This is a genomic window from Rhizobium sp. AN80A (assembly GCF_030053015.1).
In the GTDB taxonomy this organism is placed as follows: Bacteria; Pseudomonadota; Alphaproteobacteria; order Rhizobiales; family Rhizobiaceae; genus Rhizobium; species Rhizobium metallidurans.
Window position 1 is genome coordinate 1,049,835 of record NZ_JASJPX010000003.1, and the last position, 18,768, is coordinate 1,068,602.

The following is an 18,768-nucleotide window of genomic DNA, read 5'->3' on the forward strand; positions in this document are numbered from 1 at the left end:
AAAGGTGGATTTTTCAGTTGACCGCAATGGGTCGTCTGCATATGTTCCGCGCACTTCCAGCCGGGGTCCTTCACGGATACTTCGGAACACGGGAGAGCGTAGCTCAGCTGGTAGAGCAACTGACTTTTAATCAGTAGGTCATGGGTTCGAGCCCCATCGCTCTCACCACGTAAAATCAATAGCTTATGATGTCATTTGGTTTTAACTGCTACTAAGCGGGATGTCCCTCCTGCTTGCGTTTTGCGGTTCCAACACCCTCGCGCGATCTCCCTACGTCCTTAATGCGATTGGCTAAGGCGATGTTCGCGTCGCTTCCGGCTATCGTCGTCGCGTCCGTCGACGTGTTTGGGGGTGCGAAATGGATGCTGCAGCAGCTCGAAACGTGTTCGTCAACGGCGACCGGTCCGTGTCAGCGCGCATCAGGATCAAACGCTGGGAGATGATTCTGGAGCTCATGCCGGATCTGCCCAATATGAGAATCCTGGATCTCGGCGGAACGAGAAGCTGGTGGCACGACGCACCATTCCAGCCGCCACAGGTCACGATCGTCAACCTTGATATCGACGAACAGAGCGGCCGGATCAGAACGATCCGAGGCAATGCCTGCGAAGCAGACGTGATTCCGCAAGACGAACGATTCGACCTCGTCTTTTCCAACAGCCTCATCGAGCATGTGGGCGGGCATCAGTCATTTTTGAAACTCGCGCAGGTCGCAAGCAAAATGGCGCCGCGCTACCTCATCCAGACGCCCTATCGGTATTTCCCGATCAAGCCGCACTGGCTGTTGCCCGACATGCAGTCCATGCCGATGGCGCCTGATTTCAAGACCGCGCAGTGGTGGCCGTTCGGGCATGGTTGGGGGTGCCCGCAGGGCCGGACGTTCGACGAGGTGCAGTCGACGCAACTCCTGACGGTAACCGAGATGAAGCGCTATTTCCCCGACGCCACCATCCATTGGGAACGTTTCATGGGCCTGCCGAAATCGATGATCGCCATCCGCTAGAGGCTGCCAGTTGTCCGTTGTCGCTGACCGGGCGATTCTCCGGAACATTTGACGTTGCCGCCAGTTCTAGCGATGCAAACATTGGAGAGCACCATGTCAGACCGTGAGAAAGACATTCGCGACCGCGCCCACGCCATCTGGGAGCGCGAGGGCAAGCCTGAGGGACGGCATGAAGAGCATTGGTCGCAGGCGGAGCATGAGATCAGTCATGGCGGCGACCAGATAGACGGCGATGACGTGCCGAATCTCGAGGCGCTCCGCGAAGCCGCGAGACAGCATACGGATGCATTCATCGTGAAGACGGATCTGGAAGATGCCGACCAGCGGGAAGCGACCCCCGGCATGCGTGAGCAGCCATAGAGCGAGCCGCATGCGCGGTGAACACAGAATGCAACCAGCTGGCCTGCCGTGCGTTCTGTCACAGGTTCCACGAAAAGGATTGTGACATGACTTCCTCCTTAACCACGAAGATCGCGGCTGTTCTTTGCGTCATGCTAGCCCTCAGTTCCTGCGGCAATACGATCCGCGGCATGGGCAAGGACGCCGCCAACACCGTGGATGCGACGCAAAATGCGGGCAACCGGGTTGGCAACGCCGCTGCCAAGTAGACGGCCCAGATAAGCTGGGCTGGCTGACGTGCCCGTCGAGACAGGCGATCAAGGCCGAGGCATATGGGATGCCTCGGCCGTCGCCGCCTTTACCAGCGCGCCGATCAATCCTACTCTGCCGTGGCATTCGTCAATCGAGCGACGCGCGCCGATCGCTTGTCCGCGCGAACATTGAGGGCATGTCATGACCGTTCGTCCGCCGCAATCGCTGAGGCAACCGTTCTCGATCGAAGGCGGGTTCAATGTTCTCGAATACGAGTTGAGAGCCGAACGCGCGAGTTCGCTCGGTCGCAGCGGGCTGAAGGCGGAAGAGGCATTGGCCAGTCTGAAGGGCTGGGACGCCTCGCGCCATCACCAGGAAGACCGCGACGCGCGCCTCAGTAAGGCCGTGGACGCGGTATGGGGTCTCTTCGTCCAGCGTGAGATCTGCGGCCTGCGCAACAGCCGCGACGTCGTCCAGCGCTACGGCATTCCCGACGAGGTGCTGGTGCGGCTTGGGTCGACGCAGAAATAGAAAGCACTACCCTTACTTCGGCCCTCACTCAGGCGGAACCGCGTCTTTTGCTATCCGGTAGAAGCACGGATGCCATGACGGTCATGTTCCGTCCCTGCGCTTTGGCTTCCAGCAGCGCTGCGTCGGCGCGGGTGAGCAATGTCGAGACGGCGGCGCGTTCCGCCAGCGAGCCGACGCCGATCGATACCGAGATCGGCCCGAGAATGCGGCCGCGATGCGAAAGCGGCAGGCCGCGAATATTGGACCTCAGGCGCTCGGCGATGTCGAAGCCTTCGGTGTCGCTTATACCAGGCAACAGGACGGTGAACTCCTCGCCGCCAAACCGGTATGCGCGACCGGCCTCGCCAATCGTATCGACAATGGTCTGGGCGACGTAGCGCATCACCTCGTCGCCGGCATCGTGGCCGAACTCGTCGTTGAAGCGCTTGAAGTGATCTATGTCGATCATCATGCAGCAAAGCTGCTCCATCTCGCGGTCGCGGGCGTGATGGTTCACGTCCTCGTCAAGCGAGCGCCTGTTGTAAAGCCCCGTCAGCGCGTCGCGAATGGAAAGGTTGGTCAGCTTGTCGCGCAGCTGCAGGTTGGCGGCCGCCAGGCCGATATTCTCGGCGATCAGCTCGAGATAGAGACGCGATGCCTCCGCCTGAATGTGGCCCTGCGGTCGCTCCTCGAAATAGAGCAAGCCGACGACATCGCCCTGCGCCGTCAGCGGTACACAAAGCCCCATTGCATCCTGATGGTCGAGATGCTGGCAACTGATGTCGCCGTGCTCGCGTGAACTCGCATGCGGGCGGCCGCGCCGCAGGCCCCAGCAGGCCGTGGCGGGAAACACCGGCTCGGATCGCCGGGGCTCGTGCCAGGAGGAGATGCGCGACAATGTCGAGCGGCTCTCGTTCATGATGTAGAGGTTGCCGGCGAGATCCGGAAAGATCTGCGGGGCGAAGAGCGCCACGACTTCGGCCAACTCATCCTGCGCCTGACAGGCCTGCAGGCGGTGCATCATCTGCAGGATCAGGTCCTTCGTCTGCTGATCGCGCCGGCGTTCGGCATCCAGGCGATCGCGTTCCAGGCCGTTTTCGCGGAATATGTGGATCGCCTCGTTCATCTCACCGATTTCGTCGCGGCGGCGATCGAGCGGCACGTCGACGGCGTAGTCCTGCCTGGCAAGGCGGGTGACGATGCCGGTCATCCGCATCAACGGCATGGCGATGCGACGCTTGAGAATAAAATAGAGAACGCTGAGAAACACGGCGGCGGTGACAGCCAGAAGCGTCTTGGCGACAAAGCCCCACCAGTCGCTGCGCTTCTGCGTGTCCTGCATCACCGCCTGGGTGCGCGCGTTCACCAGGTCGCGGAAGCGCGTGACGGCGCTGAGCAGGGCCGTCTGGATACGCTCGTGTTCCGGGCCGAACAGGGCCTGGCGGGCGCCTGCCTGATCGCCCTTGCGATAGAGGGCGATGGCCTCCTGCTCGATCCTGTCGAGAACGTCGGCGTTCTTCTGCACGTCATCGAGCGCCTGCAGTTCGATAGGCGCGGCGCCCAACTCGCGGATGCCCTTGATCGAGCGTTCGCGCAGGCGCTCCTCGGCTTCCTTGCCCTGGAAGGCGCTGAGATAGCCGATATCGTCGCGCATGACATAAAGGCGCGCTTCATCGGTGCGTTCCTCGGCGCCCAGCGCCAGGCCGTCGGCGAGATCGCTCAGCGCCAGATGTTCCTCGACCGCGATCCGCTCGCGGTTCGCGCTGGTGGCGGAAAGGATGAAGGCAGACCCGGAGAGGACGGTCAGAACAACCGTCGCTGCATAGGCCCAGTTGGTGATGACGCTGATCCGCATGGGATGACAGTAGACCGTCCGAATTGCCAGACAATTAACACAGGTTGTATCGGTTCGGCCAAGCTCCCCAGAGGTGAGGCGCAAAAAGGTGATTGGCGGCGGGCCATCGGCTGCGCTAGGACTGCACACGAATGCCCTGCGCCGGAGAACCGCGTGTCGATTGCCGATATTTCCCTGTTTAGTGCCTTGCTTGCCGGTGCACTGTCGTTTCTTTCGCCCTGCGTCTTGCCGCTGGTCCCCCCCTATCTCTGTTACATGGCCGGCATATCCGTCGATCAGTTTCGCGGCGGCGGACCGGTGACCATCGCGCCGGATAAGCGCCGCAGCGTGCTGTTTTCGGCGCTGTTCTTCACGCTTGGATCGCAACCGTCTTCGTGGCGCTCGGCGCGGGCGCGTCGAGCATCGGCATGGCGCTGCGCCAGCATCTCGACCTCCTCTCCAAGATCGGCGGGCTGGTCATCATCGTCATGGGCCTGAATTTCCTGGGCGTCTTCCGGATCGGCCTGTTGTCGCGGGAAGCACGCTTCCAGGGCAACGGCAAACCGGCGACGCTGACGGGCGCCTATGTGATGGGGCTTGCCTTCGCCTTCGGCTGGACGCCGTGCATCGGCCCCGTGCTCGGCACCATCCTTGGTGTCGCGGCCTCGCGCGAGACGGTCGGCTCGGGCGCCAGCCTGCTTGCGGTCTATTCGCTAGGCCTTGCCGTTCCGTTCTGGATCGCCGCCGCCTTTTCCGGCGCCTTCATGAACTTCCTCACCCGCTTCCGCCGTCACGTCGGCACGGTCGAGAAGATAATGGGCGTGTTCCTCATCCTCACCGGCCTCGCCTTCATCTTCGGATTCGTCACCGACGCCGCGATCTGGTTCCAGCAGACCTTTCCAATCCTGATGAAAATCGGCTAGGCCTTGGCTTGTCCGCAGACAAGCCGCAGTGGCCGCTGCGTCTCCTGATGGCGATGAAGTCAGGCTTTCTTCCGACGTAGGTGTTCCTTGATCGCATCCGGGATCGCGCGCAGACCGCGCCCCGGTTCGACACCCTCGCGCATCACCATGCTGCGGAACGGCGGGATGGCGGCCAGGACATGCAGGCCGGCGGCGCGCAGCACCTGCATCGGCAGGAAATCGGATAGAAGCGAGCGGTTCAGGACGTCGACGCTCGCCGTGCGCGTCATGATATCGACGCGGCGCTTGCGATCGAACTGGCTGCCCGCATCCTTCGAGATCGGCAGTTCCGGCCGGTCGCAGAGGATATCGGTCAGCGCCATGACATCGCGCAGGCTCAGATTCAGCCCCTGAGCGCCGATGGGCGGGAAGACGTGGGACGCCTCGCCGATCAGCGCCACCCTGCCCTTGCCGGAGCGGTGTGCCATCATGCCCGACAGCGGCCAGATCTGCGCACCGTCTTCGACAGTCACCTTGCCCAGCAGCGATTGCATGCGCTCCTCGACGACATTGCCAAGCTCGGCCAGCGAAAGCTCCCGGCGCGCTTCAGCATCCGAAGGGCTCTGCACCCAGACCAGGCTCGAGCGCTTGCCGGGGAGCGGCACTTGCGTGAAGGGACCGCTTTCGGTGTGGAATTCGGTGGAGATGTTTTCGTGCGGCAGGGAATGCTCAAAATTCAGCACCATGGCCGACTGCGGATAGGACCATTTCTTGACGTCGATACCAACCGTCTCGCGCAGCTTCGACTTGCGGCCATCGGCACCGATCGCGAAATCGGCGGTGAGCGTCTCGCCATTGTCGAGCGAGATGGAGACGGCGTCGTCGGTGACATCGATCACATCGGCGAAGGCGGTGAAACGGGTGATGTTGCCCTCGGCGGCGGCGGCCGCTTCCAGCACATCCATCAATGCCTTGTTGGGAAAATTGTAGCCGAAGGCTTCGAGCCCGACTTCGGCGGCGCGAAAGGTCGCGGTCGGCGCGCGCAACAGGCGGTTGGTGCCGTCGATGATGCGCATGGTCGATAGCGGCGCGGAAGACGGCCGCAGGCGCTCCCAGAGCGTCAGCCGGTCGATGAAGCGGATCGACTGATCCATCAGCGCCGTGGTCCGGCGGTCTTCCCTTGGTGCCGGCGGCGCAACGAGTGCAACGTTGCGCCCGCCGCGTCCAAGGGCGATTGCGGCGATCATTCCGGCCAGTCCGCCACCGATCACCGCGATTTCGAAAGTCTTCATTGCACCGTTCCGCAAATTCTGAAACGGCGAGCCGGCCTTATGCCGCCGGCTTCGCCTGACGGCGCCAACTATAGCTCTTGCCCGGCTCCGCGTCACGCGCAGTCGGCTGATAATAATGCGGAATCTCCGGCAGACGCTTTTCGGTGAGACGCTTTATCGCAGTCTCGTTGGTGACCGCGAAGCTGTCGATGCCACAGCGCAGCATGTGCGGCACCTGGTCGATCAACACATCGCCGACGGCGCGCAGCTCGTTGGTATAGCCGAGACGCTCACGTAGCAGCGATGCATGGCTGAAGGCGCGGCCGTCGTTGAAGGCCGGAAAAGCCACCGCCACCAGTTCGAGGCGATAGAGATAGGGCTCGAGCTTGCGCACGTCGTCGGCGGGCTTGATCAGCACGCCGAAGCCGACTTCGTTGCTCTCCTCGGCCTTGACCGCCAGTTCCTCGAGGCTGAGCAGAGGCTTATGCCCCTCACCCGCCTTCACTTCCTCGGTCTCGATGACCCAAGGGTCGTTCTCGACGAAGCCGGTTTCTCTCCAGATCCTGGTCATTACGCGGCCTCCGCCTTGGAATCACCGTAGAGCGCATCCTTGAAAGGTTGCGGACCGACGCGACGGTAGGCATCGAGGAAAATCTCGGACGGATCGTTGCGTAGGCCGAGATAGGTGTCGACGATCTTCTCGATCGCATCCGTCACCTTCTCCGGCTCGAAGCCGCGGCCGATGATTTCGCCGATCGAGGTGTGTTCGTCGCCGGAACCGCCGAGCGTGATCTGGTAGAGCTCGGCGCCCTTCTTCTCGACACCCAGCAGACCGATATGGCCGACATGGTGGTGGCCGCAGGCGTTGATGCAGCCGGAGATCTTGATCTTCAGCTCGCCGATCTCGGCCTGGCGCTCGGGGTTGCCGAAACGCCTGGAGATTTCCTGCGCGACAGGGATCGAGCGCGCATTGGCGAGCGCGCAGTAGTCCAAGCCGGGACAGGCAATGATGTCGGTGATCAGGCCGGCATTGGCTTCTGCGAGACCAATTGCGACCAGACCGCGATAGACGGCTTCGAGGTCGGCCAGCGCCACATGCGGAAGGATCAGGTTCTGCTCGTGGCTGACGCGGATTTCGTCGAAGGCGTATTCCTCGGCGATATCGGCAACCGCGTCCATCTGGCTGTCGGAAGCGTCGCCCGGGATGCCGCCGATCGGCTTCAGCGAGATCGTGACCATGCCGTAATCGGGATTCTTGTGCGGCTGGACGTTCTGGTGGACCCAGCGCGAGAACGCCGGATCGGCCTTCTTCCAGCGGGCGAGATTTTCCCAGCCTTCGGCACGCTCAGGCAAAGCCGGCGGCGCGAAATAGGCGGTGATAGCGGCAACATCGACTTCCGGGAGCTTCAGCTCGGTGTCCTTCAACGCCGCGAACTCGACCTCGACCTGGCGGGCCAGCTCTTCGGCGCCTGTTTCGTGGACGAGGATCTTGATGCGGGCCTTGTACTTGTTGTCGCGGCGGCCGTGCAGGTTATACACGCGCATGACGGCGGTCGTGTAGGACAGCAGGTCCTCTTCCGGCAGGAAGTCCTTGATAAGCTTGGCGATCATCGGCGTACGGCCCTGGCCGCCGCCGACATAGACGGCAAAGCCGATCTCGCCCTTGTCGTTCTTCTTCAGGTGCAGGCCGATGTCGTGGACCTGGATCGCGGCGCGGTCGCGCTCGGCTCCGGTCACGGCAATCTTGAACTTGCGCGGCAGGAAGGAGAACTCCGGATGAACGGAAGACCACTGGCGCAGGATTTCGGCATAGGGGCGCGGATCGGCGACTTCATCGGCGGCGGCACCGGCGAAGTGGTCGGCGGTGACGTTTCTGATGCAGTTGCCCGAGGTCTGGATCGCATGCATCTCGACGGTGGCAAGCTCGGCCAGCACGTCGGGCATATCGGACAGTTTCGGCCAGTTGAACTGCAGGTTCTGGCGGGTGGTGAAGTGGCCGTAGCCGCGGTCATAGGTGCGCGCGACATGGGCCAGCATGCGCATCTGCTTGGAGTTCAGCGTGCCGTAGGGAATGGCGATGCGCAGCATGTAGGCATGCAGCTGAAGATAGACGCCGTTCATCAGGCGCAGCGGCTTGAACGCGTCCTCGGCCAGCTCGCCGGACAGACGGCGCTCAACCTGATCGCGGAACTGCGCGACGCGCTCGGCGACAAAGGCGTGGTCAAATTCGTCGTAACGGTACATGGTATTCCTCAGACTGCAATGAATGCTGGATCGGCGGGCTTGTAGCCCGGCGCGTATTCCATGGTCGGACCCTGTGCACGAATGCGCTCGCGAAGGCGCAGAGGCCAGAGAACACCATCGGTCTCCTGCACGTCAACCACGGCGACATCGACGACCAGATTATCGGCATAGGACTTCTTGCCGATCGCCTCCAGCGCGGCGACGGCCTCGGCGTGGCGCGCGACCAGCGCATCCTGCAGCGACGTCACCCAGGTGCCGTTGGCATCGAGCCAGACGGCGATGCCGTCGGTCAGCCTGTTGGCGGTCAGAACCTTGTCTCCCATAGTCAGCTCCTTAGCAGTTCATCGGACCGGGCGCGTGCACGCACGAGCGGTTCGGACAGTTCGAAATTGGCGCCGGCGACGGCGTCGCCGATGATGACCATGACAGGTCCGGTGAGTTCATCGCGGTTCTGCAGATCGGGCAGATCGCGCAGCGTGCCATGAAGCAGCCGGCGATCGGCGCGGCTGGCGTTCTCGATGACGGCGACCGTGGTTTCCGGCGCGATGCCGGCACGCATCAGCCGCTCGGCAACCGATGCGGCAACCGTGCGGCCCATGTAGACGGCGATCGTGGCGCCTGAGACGGCAAGGCTTGCCCAATCGGGAAGCACGTCGCCGGTCAGGTCGTGGCCCGTCGTGAAGACCAGCGACGAGGCGACGCCGCGCAGCGTCAGCGGCAGCTCGAAATCGGCGGCGGCGGCGAAAGCAGACGTAATGCCTGGAACGACCTCGTAGGCGATACCGGCGGCGCGGAGTGCGGCCATTTCCTCGCCGGCGCGGCCATAGACCAGCGGATCGCCAGACTTCAGGCGGACGACGCGCTTGCCCTGGCGACCGAGATAGACGAGCAGGTCGTTGATCTCTTCCTGCGACTTGGAATGACACCCCTTGCGCTTGCCGACCGAGAGGCGCTCCGCATCGCGGCGACCCATGTCGACGATTTCCTGTGGCACCAATGCGTCATAGACGATGACATCGGCTTCCATCATCACGCGCTGGGCGCGCAGCGTCAGCAGATCGGCGGCACCCGGGCCGGCGCCGACCAGCCAGATACGGCCCTCGGCCTTATCGGCGGAGTGCAACAGTTCGTCGGCGAGGTGTTGTGCCTGCGGCATGTTTTCGTTGGAAACAGCATCGGCCACGGCACCGGAGAAGAAGCGGCGCCAGAACAGACGGCGCGTAGCGCCCTTCTCAAGAGCATGCTCGACGCGACCGCGATAGCTGACCGCCAATTCGGCAAGGCGACCGAGCGACGGCGCCAGCAACTGGTCGACCTGGGCGCGGATCATCTGCGCGAGAACGGGCCCTGCTCCTTCCGTGCCGATCGCAACCGCGACGGGCGCGCGATTGACGAGTGCCGGGGTGTAGAAATCGCAGTAGTCAGGCTGATCGACGGCATTGGCCGGGACCCTGGCGGCGCGCGCGGCATCGACGATGGCGCGATCGGCGGCGCCATCGCCTGTTGCGGCGAAGATTAGCGTTGCGTCCTCGACCTGTTCGGGCGCGAAGGGCGCGCGCACGGTCTCGATGCGGTTGGCGATCAGGTGGGCGTGATAATCGGCCTCGGGACGATCCGCATAGGCGACGATCCGGGCCTTGGTGTTCGACAGAAGGCGCACCTTGGCGAAGGCTTCATCGCCATTGCCGAAGACAGCCGCGATCTTGCCTTCGACACGAACGAAGGCAGGAAAAACCGACAGTTGCTCACTCTTGGAAGGCATCATCAATCCATTTCGAAGTTGCCGGAATATGCACCACCCGACCAGCCAAATGAAGAAACAGAAATTCCAAACCCGGTATGGCCGCGTATTGTTTTACCCGGCATGTCAATGATTTGAGCAAAACTCACCGATGCGGCGCGCGTGGCACGATGAATCGCGCTGCAATGCGGCACAAAGCCTGTGACAAATTCGGGTGCTCCCAAGAATCCTCGTTTGCCTCGCGCGGTACCGGCGATAAGGTGCCGGCAACAAGGAGAACGCCATGACCGACACCACCATTGCCGCCCGCCTGCTCGATGTCATGGAGGCGAATATCCTTCCCTTGACCGAACGCGGCGTCGGCCTCGGCAACAAGGTCTTCGGCGCGGCCATCCTGCGCAAATCGGACCTTTCGCTCGTCGTCGCCGAGACCAACAACGAGCTGGAAAACCCACTCTGGCACGGCGAAGTGCACACGCTGAAGCGCTTCTACGAGCTGGCCGAAAAGCCATCCACCAAGGACCTGATCTTCCTCTCGACGCATGAGCCCTGCACCATGTGCATGTCGGCGATCACCTGGGCCGGGTTCGACAATTTCTACTATTTCTTCAGCCACGAGGATTCCCGCGACGCCTTCGCGATCCCGCACGATTTGAAGATCCTGAAGGAAGTGTTCGGGCTCGAGCCCGGCGGCTACCGTCGCAGCAACGCCTTCTGGAACAGCTTCGCCATCGCCGATCTAGTCGAGACCGAGAGTGATGCCAGAAAGGCCGAACTCAAAGCGCAGACGGCGCGGATCAAGGGGCGCTACGACGCGCTTTCCGAAAGCTACCAGTCGTCCAAGGGCGACAACGACATCCCGTTGAACTGACGCGAGCGACCAGAACACGATGGAAGCCTCCAAAGACATTTCCCGCCTGATCGAGATCATGGCCGCCCTTCGCAATCCCGAGACCGGTTGCCCCTGGGACATCGTCCAGACCTTCGAGACGATCACGCCCTACACGATCGAGGAGGCCTACGAGGTCTCCGACGCGATCGAGCGCAACGATATGGACGACCTCTGCGACGAATTGGGCGACCTGTTGCTGCAGGTCGTGTTCCATGCCCGCATGGCCGAGGAGGCCGGCGCGTTTTCGTTCGGCGACGTGGTCGAAGCGATCACGCGAAAGATGATCCGCCGCCATCCGCATGTCTTCGCCCGCTCCGAGGCGGATACGCCCGACGCGGTGAAAAAGCAGTGGGACGACATCAAGCAGGCGGAAAAGCGCGAGCGCGCCGAGCGACGGGCCGCGCGCGGGATTTCAGAGGATTTCAAGGCAGGTTTTCTTGGCTCCGTGCAGCGCAGCTTTCCGGCGCTGACGGAAGCGCTGAAGCTGCAGGAACGCGCCGCCAAGGTCGGCTTCGACTGGTCGGCGCCGGAGCCCATTCTCGACAAGATCGAGGAGGAAATCGCGGAATTGAGGGAGGCGTTGGCCTCGGGCGACCACGCCAAGGTCAGCGACGAACTCGGCGACCTGATCTTCGCCGTGGTCAATATCGGCCGGCATGTGAAGGCCGATCCGGAGCAATCCTTGCGTGGGACGAACACGAAATTCAGATGCCGTTTCAGTCATATAGAAACGTCTCTTGAAGCGGAAGGTGAAACGCTGGAGGCCGCGACGCTGGAGCGGATGGAAGAACTCTGGCAGGCCGCCAAGGCCATTGAGCGGCAGCTGGGCTGACTGGGCACGTCATGAAGCTTGAAACGCTCGACATCGCGATCGCAGGCGCCGGCGTTGGCGGTCTTTCGTTGGCCGCCCTTCTGGCAGGCCGCGGCGCCCGCGTGACCGTCTATGACCAGATGAACGCGCCGCAGCCGGTTGGCTCCGGATTCGTGCTGCAGCCGACAGGGGCTGCGGTGCTCTCGCGCATGGGCCTGCTTGGGCAAGTCGAGGCGCGCGGCGCCCGCATCAGCCGGATGCATGGGCGCCTGTCCGGCAATGGCCGCACCGTGCTCGACGTCGGCTATCGCCCGGGCGCCTACGGTATCGCCATCCAGCGTGTCGCACTGTTCGATCTTCTGCTCGCAGCGGCGATCAATGCCGGTGTGCGGTTCGAGACATCATCGCGGGTCACTGACATCGAGCCAGGTAGCGCGCCGCGTCTCGTGCTTGCGACCGGCGCCCGGACGGCGACCGCCGATCTCGCTATCGACGCCATGGGCGCCAACTCGCCGGTCGCCGCGAAGGCCGCCACCGAGCTCGGCTACGGCGCGCTATGGGCGACGGTTCCCTGGCCGGAGCACGACGTTTTCCGTAAGGACGAGCTCGAGCAACGCTACAAGAGAGCAAGCCAGATGGCCGGTGTGCTGCCTGTCGGCACGGCACGCGATGGCGCGGCTCCGATGGCGACGTTCTTCTGGAGCATCCGCAACAAGGATTTCGAGGCATGGCGGGCTGCCGGGCGCGAGGCCTGGATCGATGCGGTGCGTTCCTTCTGGCCTGAGGCGGAGGCGCTAGCCGCCGCGGCCGAGCCGGTGCACGCGCGCTACCGGCATCTGACCCGCACGCCGGTTGCCGGCAAGAACGTCGTGAAGATCGGCGACGCCTGGCACGCAACGAGCCCTCAGCTTGGCCAGGGCGCTAATATGGCGCTGCTCGACGCAGCGTCACTCGCTTCCGCGCTCTCCCGTGAGGCAACGGTTGGCGAGGCGATCGTGCGCCATCTGCAGCAGCGGCAGATGCATATCCACTTCTATCAGCTGCTCAGCCGTATCCTGACGCCCTTCTATCAATCGGACAGTTCAGTGCTGCCTTTCAGCCGCGACATCATGATTGGCCCGGCGACCAAGCTGCCGCTGGTGCGTAACCTGATCACCACGCTGGTCACAGGCGAGTTGCTTGATCCGGTTGGACGGATCGACCTCGATCGGCTCGTGTCGGAGGAAAAAGTCGCGGCGAAGGATCAGGGTACGCTGGTCTAGCCGCGCGCGACGACTGAATAACGGGGCGCCTGATCAGCGCTCCCAGTCTTCCTTCGGCCTTGCCGTATTGCCAAGCCGGCGCTCGAGTTCGACGGCTTCCGTTTCAGACAGCCTGAGATCGAGCGTCACCGATCCGTCCTCATTGTCTTCGCGGCTGTCGACGATGGCGTGATCGTAAAGCCATGGCAGCAAGGCCAGCTTGTCGACCGGGAGCACGACGGTCGTCTCCGTCAACACGCCGGACAGCCTGCGGCTGATTTCTTCCATCAGCGCATCGACGCCCTCGCCCGTCACGGCGGAGACCGCCACGACATTGCGGGCGCCTTCGGCCTTCTGGACGATCGCTTCGTGGTTTTCCGGCTCGAGGCGGTCGATCTTGTTCCAGACCTCGATGATGCGCTTCTCGCCCTCGGCCTCATCGATGCCGAGATCCTTCAGGATGCGGAGCACGTCGGCGCTCTGCGCCTGGTTGTCGTCGTCGGCCATGTCGCGGACATGCAGAACGAGGTCCGCCTCCAGCACTTCTTCCAGCGTCGCGCGGAAGGCGGCGACAAGGTGGGTCGGGAGGTCGGAGATGAAGCCGACGGTATCCGACAGGATGACGGTGCGGCCATGCGGCAGCTTCATGCGGCGCAGCGTCGGATCGAGCGTCGCAAACAGCATGTCTTCGGCGAGAACGCCGGCGCCGGTGATGCGGTTGAACAGCGTCGACTTGCCGGCGTTGGTGTAGCCGACCAGCGCCACGATCGGATGCGGCACCTTGCGGCGCTTGGCGCGATGGAGCTGGCGGGTACGGACCACCTGTTCCAGCTCGCGCTCGAGCTTGATGATGCGGTCCTGCAGCATGCGGCGGTCGGCTTCGATCTGGGTCTCACCCGGACCACCCATGAAGCCACCGCCACCGCGCTGGCGCTCAAGGTGGGTCCAGCTGCGAACCAGCCGGCCCTTCTGGTAGTTGAGATGCGCGAGATCGACCTGCAGCGTGCCTTCCTTGGTGGAGGCGCGGCGGCCGAAGATTTCAAGAATGAGGCCCGTGCGGTCGATGACCTTGGCGTTCCATTCCTTTTCGAGATTGCGCTGCTGAACCGGCGTCAGCGGATGATCGACGATGACGAGGCCGGAATCGGTCTCGTCAAGGCTGTCCTTGATCTCCTGGATCTTGCCGGTGCCCATCAGCGTCGCCGGACGCGGCTCGCTGACGGTGACGATGGTACCCTTGACCACATCGAGATCGATCGCCTGCGCCAGGCCCGTCGCCTCTTCGAGGCGGCTTTCCGGCGTACGGGTCGTGGTGACGGTGTCGGCACCGCCGCGGCTGCCGCGTGCCTGCTTGAGCACGGGCACGACGACGGTCGCGCGCATGTCATCCCGGTGCTTCATGGCTTCCGGGATGATCGAATCATTCTTGGTATCGCGTGTCGAGATGACGTCTGTCCTGTCAGGAAGCGGATTCTTCGCTTTCGAACATCTGCATCGGCTGGCCGGGCATGATGGTCGAGATCGCGTGCTTATACACGAGTTGCGAATGGCCGTCACGGCGCAGCAGAACGCAGAAGTTGTCGAACGACGTAACAACGCCGGTCAGCTTCACACCGTTAATCAGAAATATAGTCAGGGAAATCTTTTGCTTGCGAACAGTATTGAGAAATAAGTCCTGCAGGTTTTGAGAACGTTCCGCCATCGCGCCGATTCTTTCTTTATTGCCGGCCTTCACGTGCCGGTAAAATACTTCTTATTTTTCCATCAGGCAGCCGACAACCCTCATCCCTGCTGCCCGGAAAGCCCTTGGTATCAAATCGCAATCTTTTCCGCAACGGCGAAAAAGGCCCGTCTAATTTTATGGACGCCGGATCGCCGCCAAGCGCCGCCAGCACCCTGCCCGCCGACCACAAACGCACGCCGGCTACCGATCACACCTGTCGTCAGACGCCGAGCGACTTCAACTTGCGGTGCAATGCCGAGCGCTCCATGCCGACAAACTCGGCGGTGCGCGAGATATTGCCGCCGAATCGATTGATCTGCGCGATGAGATAATCCTTCTCGAACATCTCGCGCGCTTCGCGCAGCGGCAGCGTCATGATGTGGTAGTCGTTCTTCGCCGATACCTTGGGCAGCATGTCGCCAAGGTCGGTCGGCAGCATCTCGGCGGTGATCGGCGCATCCGGGCCGTCGGACCGGGCGAGAATCATCAGGCGTTCGATGTTGTTGCGCAGCTGGCGGATATTGCCCGGCCAGTCGTGCGCCTGCAGCACCGCCATGGCGTCGTCGCCGATGCGGCGCGGGCGAATGCCGGCCTGTTCGGAGATCTGGCGCATCAACTGATCGACGAGGAACGGGATATCCTCGCGACGCTCGGCCAAGGACGGCACCTTGACCGGCACCACGGCAAGGCGGTGATAGAGATCCTCGCGGAACCAGCCTTCGGCGATGCGGCTTTCCAGATTATAGGCGGTGGACGAGACGATGCGCACGTCGACCTTCACCCGCTTTGAGCCGCCGACGCGCTCGAACTGCTGATCGACGAGCACGCGCAGGATCTTGTTCTGCGTCTCGCGCGGCATTTCGCCGACTTCATCAAGATAGAGAATGCCGCGATGGGCTTCCTCGAGCGCGCCGATCTTGCGGGCCTGACCGGGCGAACCCTCGGTCCCGAAGAGCGCCACTTCCATGCGGTCGGGCGTGATGTTGGCGGCGTTGATGGCCACGAACGGGCCACTCGCGCGCGACGACTTCTTGTGGATCATCCGCGCGACCAGCTCCTTGCCGGAGCCGGAGGAGCCGAGGATCATGATGCGGCTGTTGGTCGGCGAGACCTTCTCGATCGTCTGGCGCAGCTGCGAGACGGCAACGGACGTGCCGATCAGCTCGACCGGATCGCCGGCCTTGCGCTTCAATTCGGAAACTTCGCGCTTGAGCTTGGAGTTTTCCAGCGCACGCTCGGCGATCAGGATCAGGCGATCGGCCTTGAAGGGCTTCTCGATGAAATCGAAGGCGCCGCGCTTGATGGCGGAGACGGCGGTCTCGACGTTGCCGTGGCCGGAGATCATGACGACGGGAATGTCGGGATGGCGCGCCTTGACCTCATCCAGCAGCGCCAGACCATCGAGCTTGCTGCCCTGCATCCAGATATCGAGGAAGATCAGCCGCGGCGCGCGGTCGGAAATCGCGGCCAGGGCGCTGTCGCTGTCATGGGCGGTGCGGGTCTCGTGGCCCTCGTCGGAGAGAATGCCGGAGACGATCTCGCGGATGTCGTGTTCGTCGTCGACGACCAGAATGTCAGAGGCCATATGCATTTTCCTTGTCACTTGCGGCCGAGGCGGCGGGCGTCTGCTCCAGGCGCGGCAGATGCACGCGGATCATGGCCCCTCTTCCCTGGTCAAAATCAGCGGGTGCGTCATGCAGTTCGAGCTGCCCGCCATGTTCTTCAATAATCTTCTTCACGATGGCGAGGCCGAGACCGGTCCCCTTCTCGCGCATCGTCATATACGGCTCCAGAATGCTGTGCCGGTTCTCGACAGGCAGACCGCGGCCATTGTCGATGATATCGACGGTGAACCGGTCACGCGGCTGATCGAGCGATGCGCGCACCAGCACCTTGCGTTCCTCGCGTTCACCGGCCGGCACGCCCTCGATCGCTTCAACCGCGTTCTTGATGAGGTTGCCGAAGGCCTGGCCCAGCATGCGGCTGTCGAACTGTCCTTCGAGCGGCGCATCGCCGAACTCCTGCAGGAACTCGACATGGCTGTTGCCCATCTCGCGCAGGAAGACCGCGTCGTGCAGGATCTTGCGCAGATCGCTCGGCTCCTTGGTGGGCTTGGGCATGCGCGCGAAAGAGGAGAACTCGTCGACCATGCGGCCGATATCGCCGACCTGACGGATGATCGTTTCGGTGCACTGATCGAAGACGCCGCGATCATCCTGGTTGATCTGCTTGCCGTAGCGACGCTGGATGCGTTCGGCCGACAGCTGGATGGGGGTGAGCGGGTTCTTGATCTCGTGAGCGATACGGCGCGCCACGTCGCCCCAGGCGGTTGAGCGCTGTGCGATGACGAGATCGGTGATGTCGTCGAGCGTGATGACGTAGGATTCGCTCATGTCGCGCACTTCCTCGCGCGTCACCTGGACGCTCAGCGTGCGCACGGTGCCGGCGCGCACGAGCGCGATCTGCTTGCGGAAATCGCCGCGATAGCGCGAGGCCGCCTCGGTCAGAACCTGGTCCACCTCGGGGGCGATTTCGGAGAGCTGCTTGCCGAGCATGTCACCCGCGTCAAGCGCCATCAGCGTCTCGGCCGAACTGTTGACGATAGTGACGCGGCGATCATGCTCGACGCCGATGACGGCGGCGGTGACGCCCGACAGCACGGCTTCGATGAAGCGGCGGCGGTCGTCCACCTCGTCCTTGGCTTCGAGGATCTCGTCGCGCTGGGTGCGGATCTCGGAGATCATCTTGTTGAAGGTGCGCGACAGGTTGGCGACGTCGCCATCGACGGCGTGCACGGGCACGACGATGTCCATGTTGCCTGATGCGACGCTATCCGCGGCAGTGATCAGCAGGCGGATCGGCCGGACGATACGGTCGGCGACGGCGATCGCGGTCCAGATGGCCGCGAGCAATACGATCAGCGCGAAACCGACGTAGAGGATAGCAAAGGCGATCTGCAGCGAGAAGCGCCCCGCCTCCATCGACTTATATTCGGTGGCGTTCTCCTCCATCATCCGCATCGCGGTCATGACCTTCGGGTCCACCGCGCGTACCGTATAGAGGAAGGCGCCGTCGATGGATTCCAGCCGGATGATGGCGCCGACAAGATCTCGTAACGCCTGGCGGGATCAGTGTCGGCTGGCCGGCCGAGGCCTTATTGAGCGCGTCCTGCGGGATCGCCGGCAGCGGTTTCTCGGTCTTGATATCGGCCTGCGTGATCACAGTACCGTCAGCCTGGACCAGGAAGGCGCCGAGCAGGCCGCGTCCCCTCGCCTGGCGTGTCATCAGTTCGGCGAAGCCCGTTCGATCCAGATTGAACAGCTGGCGATTGCGCTCCAGGTCGTTTGCCATGGAGACCGTCTGGCCCTGCAGATAGCTCGCATTCTCCATCATGTAGGCCTGCCCGATATTGCGGGAGGAACTGACGATCGATTGCGTCCTCAGCGCGAACCAGCGGTCGAGACCGGCGTTCAGCGTGATACTGGCGAAGAGAGCGACGAGGATGGCGGGCGTGATCGCCACGATCGAGAACAGGACGACAATGCGGATATGCAGCCGTGCGGCGGCGCGACCGCGCTTGCGCGCCTTCAACAGTCGCGAGACCTCGCGGCCGATCAGCGCCATCAGACCGAGCACGAAGAAGGAATTGACGACGACCGAGGTGATGACGACGGGCGACGTCGGCGCGATCGGCGTCAGGCCGAGCAGCACGAAGAGCGTCATCGTGGCGCAGAGAAGCGCGCCCCCGGCAAGGACCAGACCGGGCAGAGCAAACAGCGCGCGGCGATCCGTTACCGTGGTAACTGCTTCGCCATCCGCCGCCGGCGGCAACGCATCCTCGTTCATTCGTTTAACTCTCCACGCGGTGAAACGTATTTCACCGCCGTCCATGGGTCAGTTATGAAGACCGCGCTCGATCTCCCGCTCGTGCATCGTCGAGCCGGATCATCGGACGCAGAACTGACCGCAGGAACACAAACCCCTTGCGTGACTTATTGGCAACGC

At 63.0% G+C, this 18,768-nt stretch carries 16 protein-coding genes, 1 tRNA gene and 3 pseudogenes; 9 read left to right on the top strand and 11 right to left on the bottom strand.

Annotation, left to right across the window (positions count from 1 at the left end):
- Positions 1 to 92 precede the first annotated feature (92 nt).
- From P3R82_RS16690 to P3R82_RS16710, 5 genes and pseudogenes are all read left to right on the top strand, one after another.
- Positions 93 to 168 (top strand) — tRNA-Lys (locus P3R82_RS16690).
- 214 nt (positions 169 to 382) lie between these two features.
- Positions 383 to 1,003, top strand: a complete 621-nt coding sequence (locus P3R82_RS16695; RefSeq protein WP_283194637.1) for a hypothetical protein — start codon at positions 383 to 385, stop codon at positions 1,001 to 1,003.
- Positions 1,004 to 1,099: 96 nt separating this feature from the next.
- Positions 1,100 to 1,363, top strand: a pseudogene (locus tag P3R82_RS16700) (DUF2934 domain-containing protein); the annotation flags it as partial.
- 86 nt (positions 1,364 to 1,449) lie between these two features.
- Positions 1,450 to 1,611, top strand: coding sequence for an entericidin (locus P3R82_RS16705; protein ID WP_283194639.1), 162 nt, complete (start codon positions 1,450 to 1,452; stop codon positions 1,609 to 1,611).
- Between the two features lie 184 nt (positions 1,612 to 1,795).
- Positions 1,796 to 2,125: a DUF6665 family protein gene (locus P3R82_RS16710; RefSeq protein ID WP_283194640.1), complete on the top strand. Its 330-nt coding sequence runs from the start codon at positions 1,796 to 1,798 to the stop codon at positions 2,123 to 2,125.
- A gap of 28 nt (positions 2,126 to 2,153) precedes the next feature.
- Here P3R82_RS16710 and P3R82_RS16715 read toward each other — a convergent pair whose 3' ends face one another.
- Positions 2,154 to 3,959, bottom strand: a complete 1,806-nt coding sequence (locus P3R82_RS16715) for a sensor domain-containing diguanylate cyclase (protein ID WP_283194641.1) — start codon at positions 3,957 to 3,959, stop codon at positions 2,154 to 2,156.
- A gap of 153 nt (positions 3,960 to 4,112) precedes the next feature.
- On the opposite strand from P3R82_RS16715, the pseudogene P3R82_RS16720 reads away from it, so the two are divergent.
- Positions 4,113 to 4,861 (top strand): annotated as a pseudogene (locus P3R82_RS16720) (cytochrome c biogenesis CcdA family protein).
- 59 nt (positions 4,862 to 4,920) lie between these two features.
- Here the strand turns inward: P3R82_RS16720 and P3R82_RS16725 are convergent.
- The 6 genes from P3R82_RS16725 to P3R82_RS16750 are packed head-to-tail and all read right to left on the bottom strand — an operon-like array spanning position 4,921 to position 10,320.
- A complete protein-coding gene (locus P3R82_RS16725) occupies positions 4,921 to 6,132 on the bottom strand; it encodes a UbiH/UbiF family hydroxylase (RefSeq protein ID WP_283194642.1) in 1,212 nt (403 codons plus the stop codon).
- Between the two features lie 37 nt (positions 6,133 to 6,169).
- Complete coding sequence (locus tag P3R82_RS16730; protein ID WP_283194643.1) at positions 6,170 to 6,682, bottom strand: DUF934 domain-containing protein; 513 nt, start codon at positions 6,680 to 6,682, stop codon at positions 6,170 to 6,172.
- Positions 6,682 to 8,355 carry a nitrite/sulfite reductase gene (locus P3R82_RS16735; RefSeq protein ID WP_283194644.1) on the bottom strand — a complete coding sequence of 558 codons (1,674 nt, stop codon included), beginning with the start codon at positions 8,353 to 8,355 and terminating at the stop codon, positions 6,682 to 6,684. Before P3R82_RS16735 ends, P3R82_RS16730 begins: the two co-directional genes overlap by 1 nt.
- An 8-nt stretch (positions 8,356 to 8,363) precedes the next feature.
- On the bottom strand, positions 8,364 to 8,678 hold the full coding sequence (locus P3R82_RS16740) for a DUF2849 domain-containing protein (RefSeq protein WP_111561437.1): 315 nt from the start codon (positions 8,676 to 8,678) through the stop codon (positions 8,364 to 8,366).
- Between the two features lie 2 nt (positions 8,679 to 8,680).
- The gene (cysG, locus tag P3R82_RS16745) at positions 8,681 to 10,117 is read right to left on the bottom strand and encodes a siroheme synthase CysG (protein WP_283194645.1); all 1,437 of its coding nucleotides are present in this window, start codon (positions 10,115 to 10,117) and stop codon (positions 8,681 to 8,683) included.
- A 2-nt stretch (positions 10,118 to 10,119) separates the two neighbouring features.
- Complete coding sequence (locus P3R82_RS16750; protein WP_283194646.1) at positions 10,120 to 10,320, bottom strand: hypothetical protein; 201 nt, start codon at positions 10,318 to 10,320, stop codon at positions 10,120 to 10,122.
- A gap of 59 nt (positions 10,321 to 10,379) precedes the next feature.
- Here P3R82_RS16750 and P3R82_RS16755 point away from each other — a divergent pair, with 59 nt between their 5' ends.
- The 3 genes from P3R82_RS16755 to P3R82_RS16765 are packed head-to-tail and all read left to right on the top strand — an operon-like array spanning position 10,380 to position 13,061.
- A complete protein-coding gene (locus P3R82_RS16755; protein ID WP_283194647.1) occupies positions 10,380 to 10,967 on the top strand; it encodes a nucleoside deaminase in 588 nt (195 codons plus the stop codon).
- 19 nt (positions 10,968 to 10,986) lie between these two features.
- Complete coding sequence (gene mazG, locus P3R82_RS16760; RefSeq protein WP_283194648.1) at positions 10,987 to 11,820, top strand: nucleoside triphosphate pyrophosphohydrolase; 834 nt, start codon at positions 10,987 to 10,989, stop codon at positions 11,818 to 11,820.
- A gap of 11 nt (positions 11,821 to 11,831) precedes the next feature.
- Positions 11,832 to 13,061 carry an NAD(P)/FAD-dependent oxidoreductase gene (locus P3R82_RS16765; protein ID WP_283194649.1) on the top strand — a complete coding sequence of 410 codons (1,230 nt, stop codon included), beginning with the start codon at positions 11,832 to 11,834 and terminating at the stop codon, positions 13,059 to 13,061.
- A gap of 33 nt (positions 13,062 to 13,094) precedes the next feature.
- Here P3R82_RS16765 and hflX read toward each other — a convergent pair whose 3' ends face one another.
- From hflX to P3R82_RS16785, 4 genes and pseudogenes are all read right to left on the bottom strand, one after another.
- Positions 13,095 to 14,423 carry a GTPase HflX gene (hflX, locus tag P3R82_RS16770; protein ID WP_283196362.1) on the bottom strand — a complete coding sequence of 443 codons (1,329 nt, stop codon included), beginning with the start codon at positions 14,421 to 14,423 and terminating at the stop codon, positions 13,095 to 13,097.
- Positions 14,424 to 14,499: 76 nt separating this feature from the next.
- Positions 14,500 to 14,742, bottom strand: coding sequence for an RNA chaperone Hfq (gene hfq, locus P3R82_RS16775; protein WP_018325164.1), 243 nt, complete (start codon positions 14,740 to 14,742; stop codon positions 14,500 to 14,502).
- Between the two features lie 241 nt (positions 14,743 to 14,983).
- Positions 14,984 to 16,348 carry a sigma-54 dependent transcriptional regulator gene (locus P3R82_RS16780; RefSeq protein ID WP_018899970.1) on the bottom strand — a complete coding sequence of 455 codons (1,365 nt, stop codon included), beginning with the start codon at positions 16,346 to 16,348 and terminating at the stop codon, positions 14,984 to 14,986.
- Positions 16,338 to 18,609 (bottom strand): annotated as a pseudogene (locus P3R82_RS16785) (PAS domain-containing sensor histidine kinase). Before P3R82_RS16785 ends, P3R82_RS16780 begins: the two are co-directional and overlap by 11 nt.
- Between the last annotated feature and the right edge of the window lie 159 nt (positions 18,610 to 18,768).

What these genes read in the sequence shown, in the direction of transcription:
- P3R82_RS16780 (WP_018899970.1), bottom strand. Translation starts at nt 16,348, where the DNA reads ATGGCCTCTGACATTCTGGTCGTCGACGACGAACACGACATCCGCGAG.
- P3R82_RS16725 (WP_283194642.1), bottom strand. Translation starts at nt 6,132, where the DNA reads ATGAAGACTTTCGAAATCGCGGTGATCGGTGGCGGACTGGCCGGAATG.
- hfq (WP_018325164.1), bottom strand. Translation starts at nt 14,742, where the DNA reads ATGGCGGAACGTTCTCAAAACCTGCAGGACTTATTTCTCAATACTGTT.
- P3R82_RS16735 (WP_283194644.1), bottom strand. Translation starts at nt 8,355, where the DNA reads ATGTACCGTTACGACGAATTTGACCACGCCTTTGTCGCCGAGCGCGTC.
- cysG (WP_283194645.1), bottom strand. Translation starts at nt 10,117, where the DNA reads ATGCCTTCCAAGAGTGAGCAACTGTCGGTTTTTCCTGCCTTCGTTCGT.
- P3R82_RS16755 (WP_283194647.1), top strand. Translation starts at nt 10,380, where the DNA reads ATGACCGACACCACCATTGCCGCCCGCCTGCTCGATGTCATGGAGGCG.
- P3R82_RS16765 (WP_283194649.1), top strand. Translation starts at nt 11,832, where the DNA reads ATGAAGCTTGAAACGCTCGACATCGCGATCGCAGGCGCCGGCGTTGGC.
- P3R82_RS16740 (WP_111561437.1), bottom strand. Translation starts at nt 8,678, where the DNA reads ATGGGAGACAAGGTTCTGACCGCCAACAGGCTGACCGACGGCATCGCC.
- P3R82_RS16710 (WP_283194640.1), top strand. Translation starts at nt 1,796, where the DNA reads ATGACCGTTCGTCCGCCGCAATCGCTGAGGCAACCGTTCTCGATCGAA.
- P3R82_RS16705 (WP_283194639.1), top strand. Translation starts at nt 1,450, where the DNA reads ATGACTTCCTCCTTAACCACGAAGATCGCGGCTGTTCTTTGCGTCATG.
- hflX (WP_283196362.1), bottom strand. Translation starts at nt 14,423, where the DNA reads ATGCGCGCGACCGTCGTCGTGCCCGTGCTCAAGCAGGCACGCGGCAGC.
- P3R82_RS16730 (WP_283194643.1), bottom strand. Translation starts at nt 6,682, where the DNA reads ATGACCAGGATCTGGAGAGAAACCGGCTTCGTCGAGAACGACCCTTGG.
- mazG (WP_283194648.1), top strand. Translation starts at nt 10,987, where the DNA reads ATGGAAGCCTCCAAAGACATTTCCCGCCTGATCGAGATCATGGCCGCC.
- P3R82_RS16715 (WP_283194641.1), bottom strand. Translation starts at nt 3,959, where the DNA reads ATGCGGATCAGCGTCATCACCAACTGGGCCTATGCAGCGACGGTTGTT.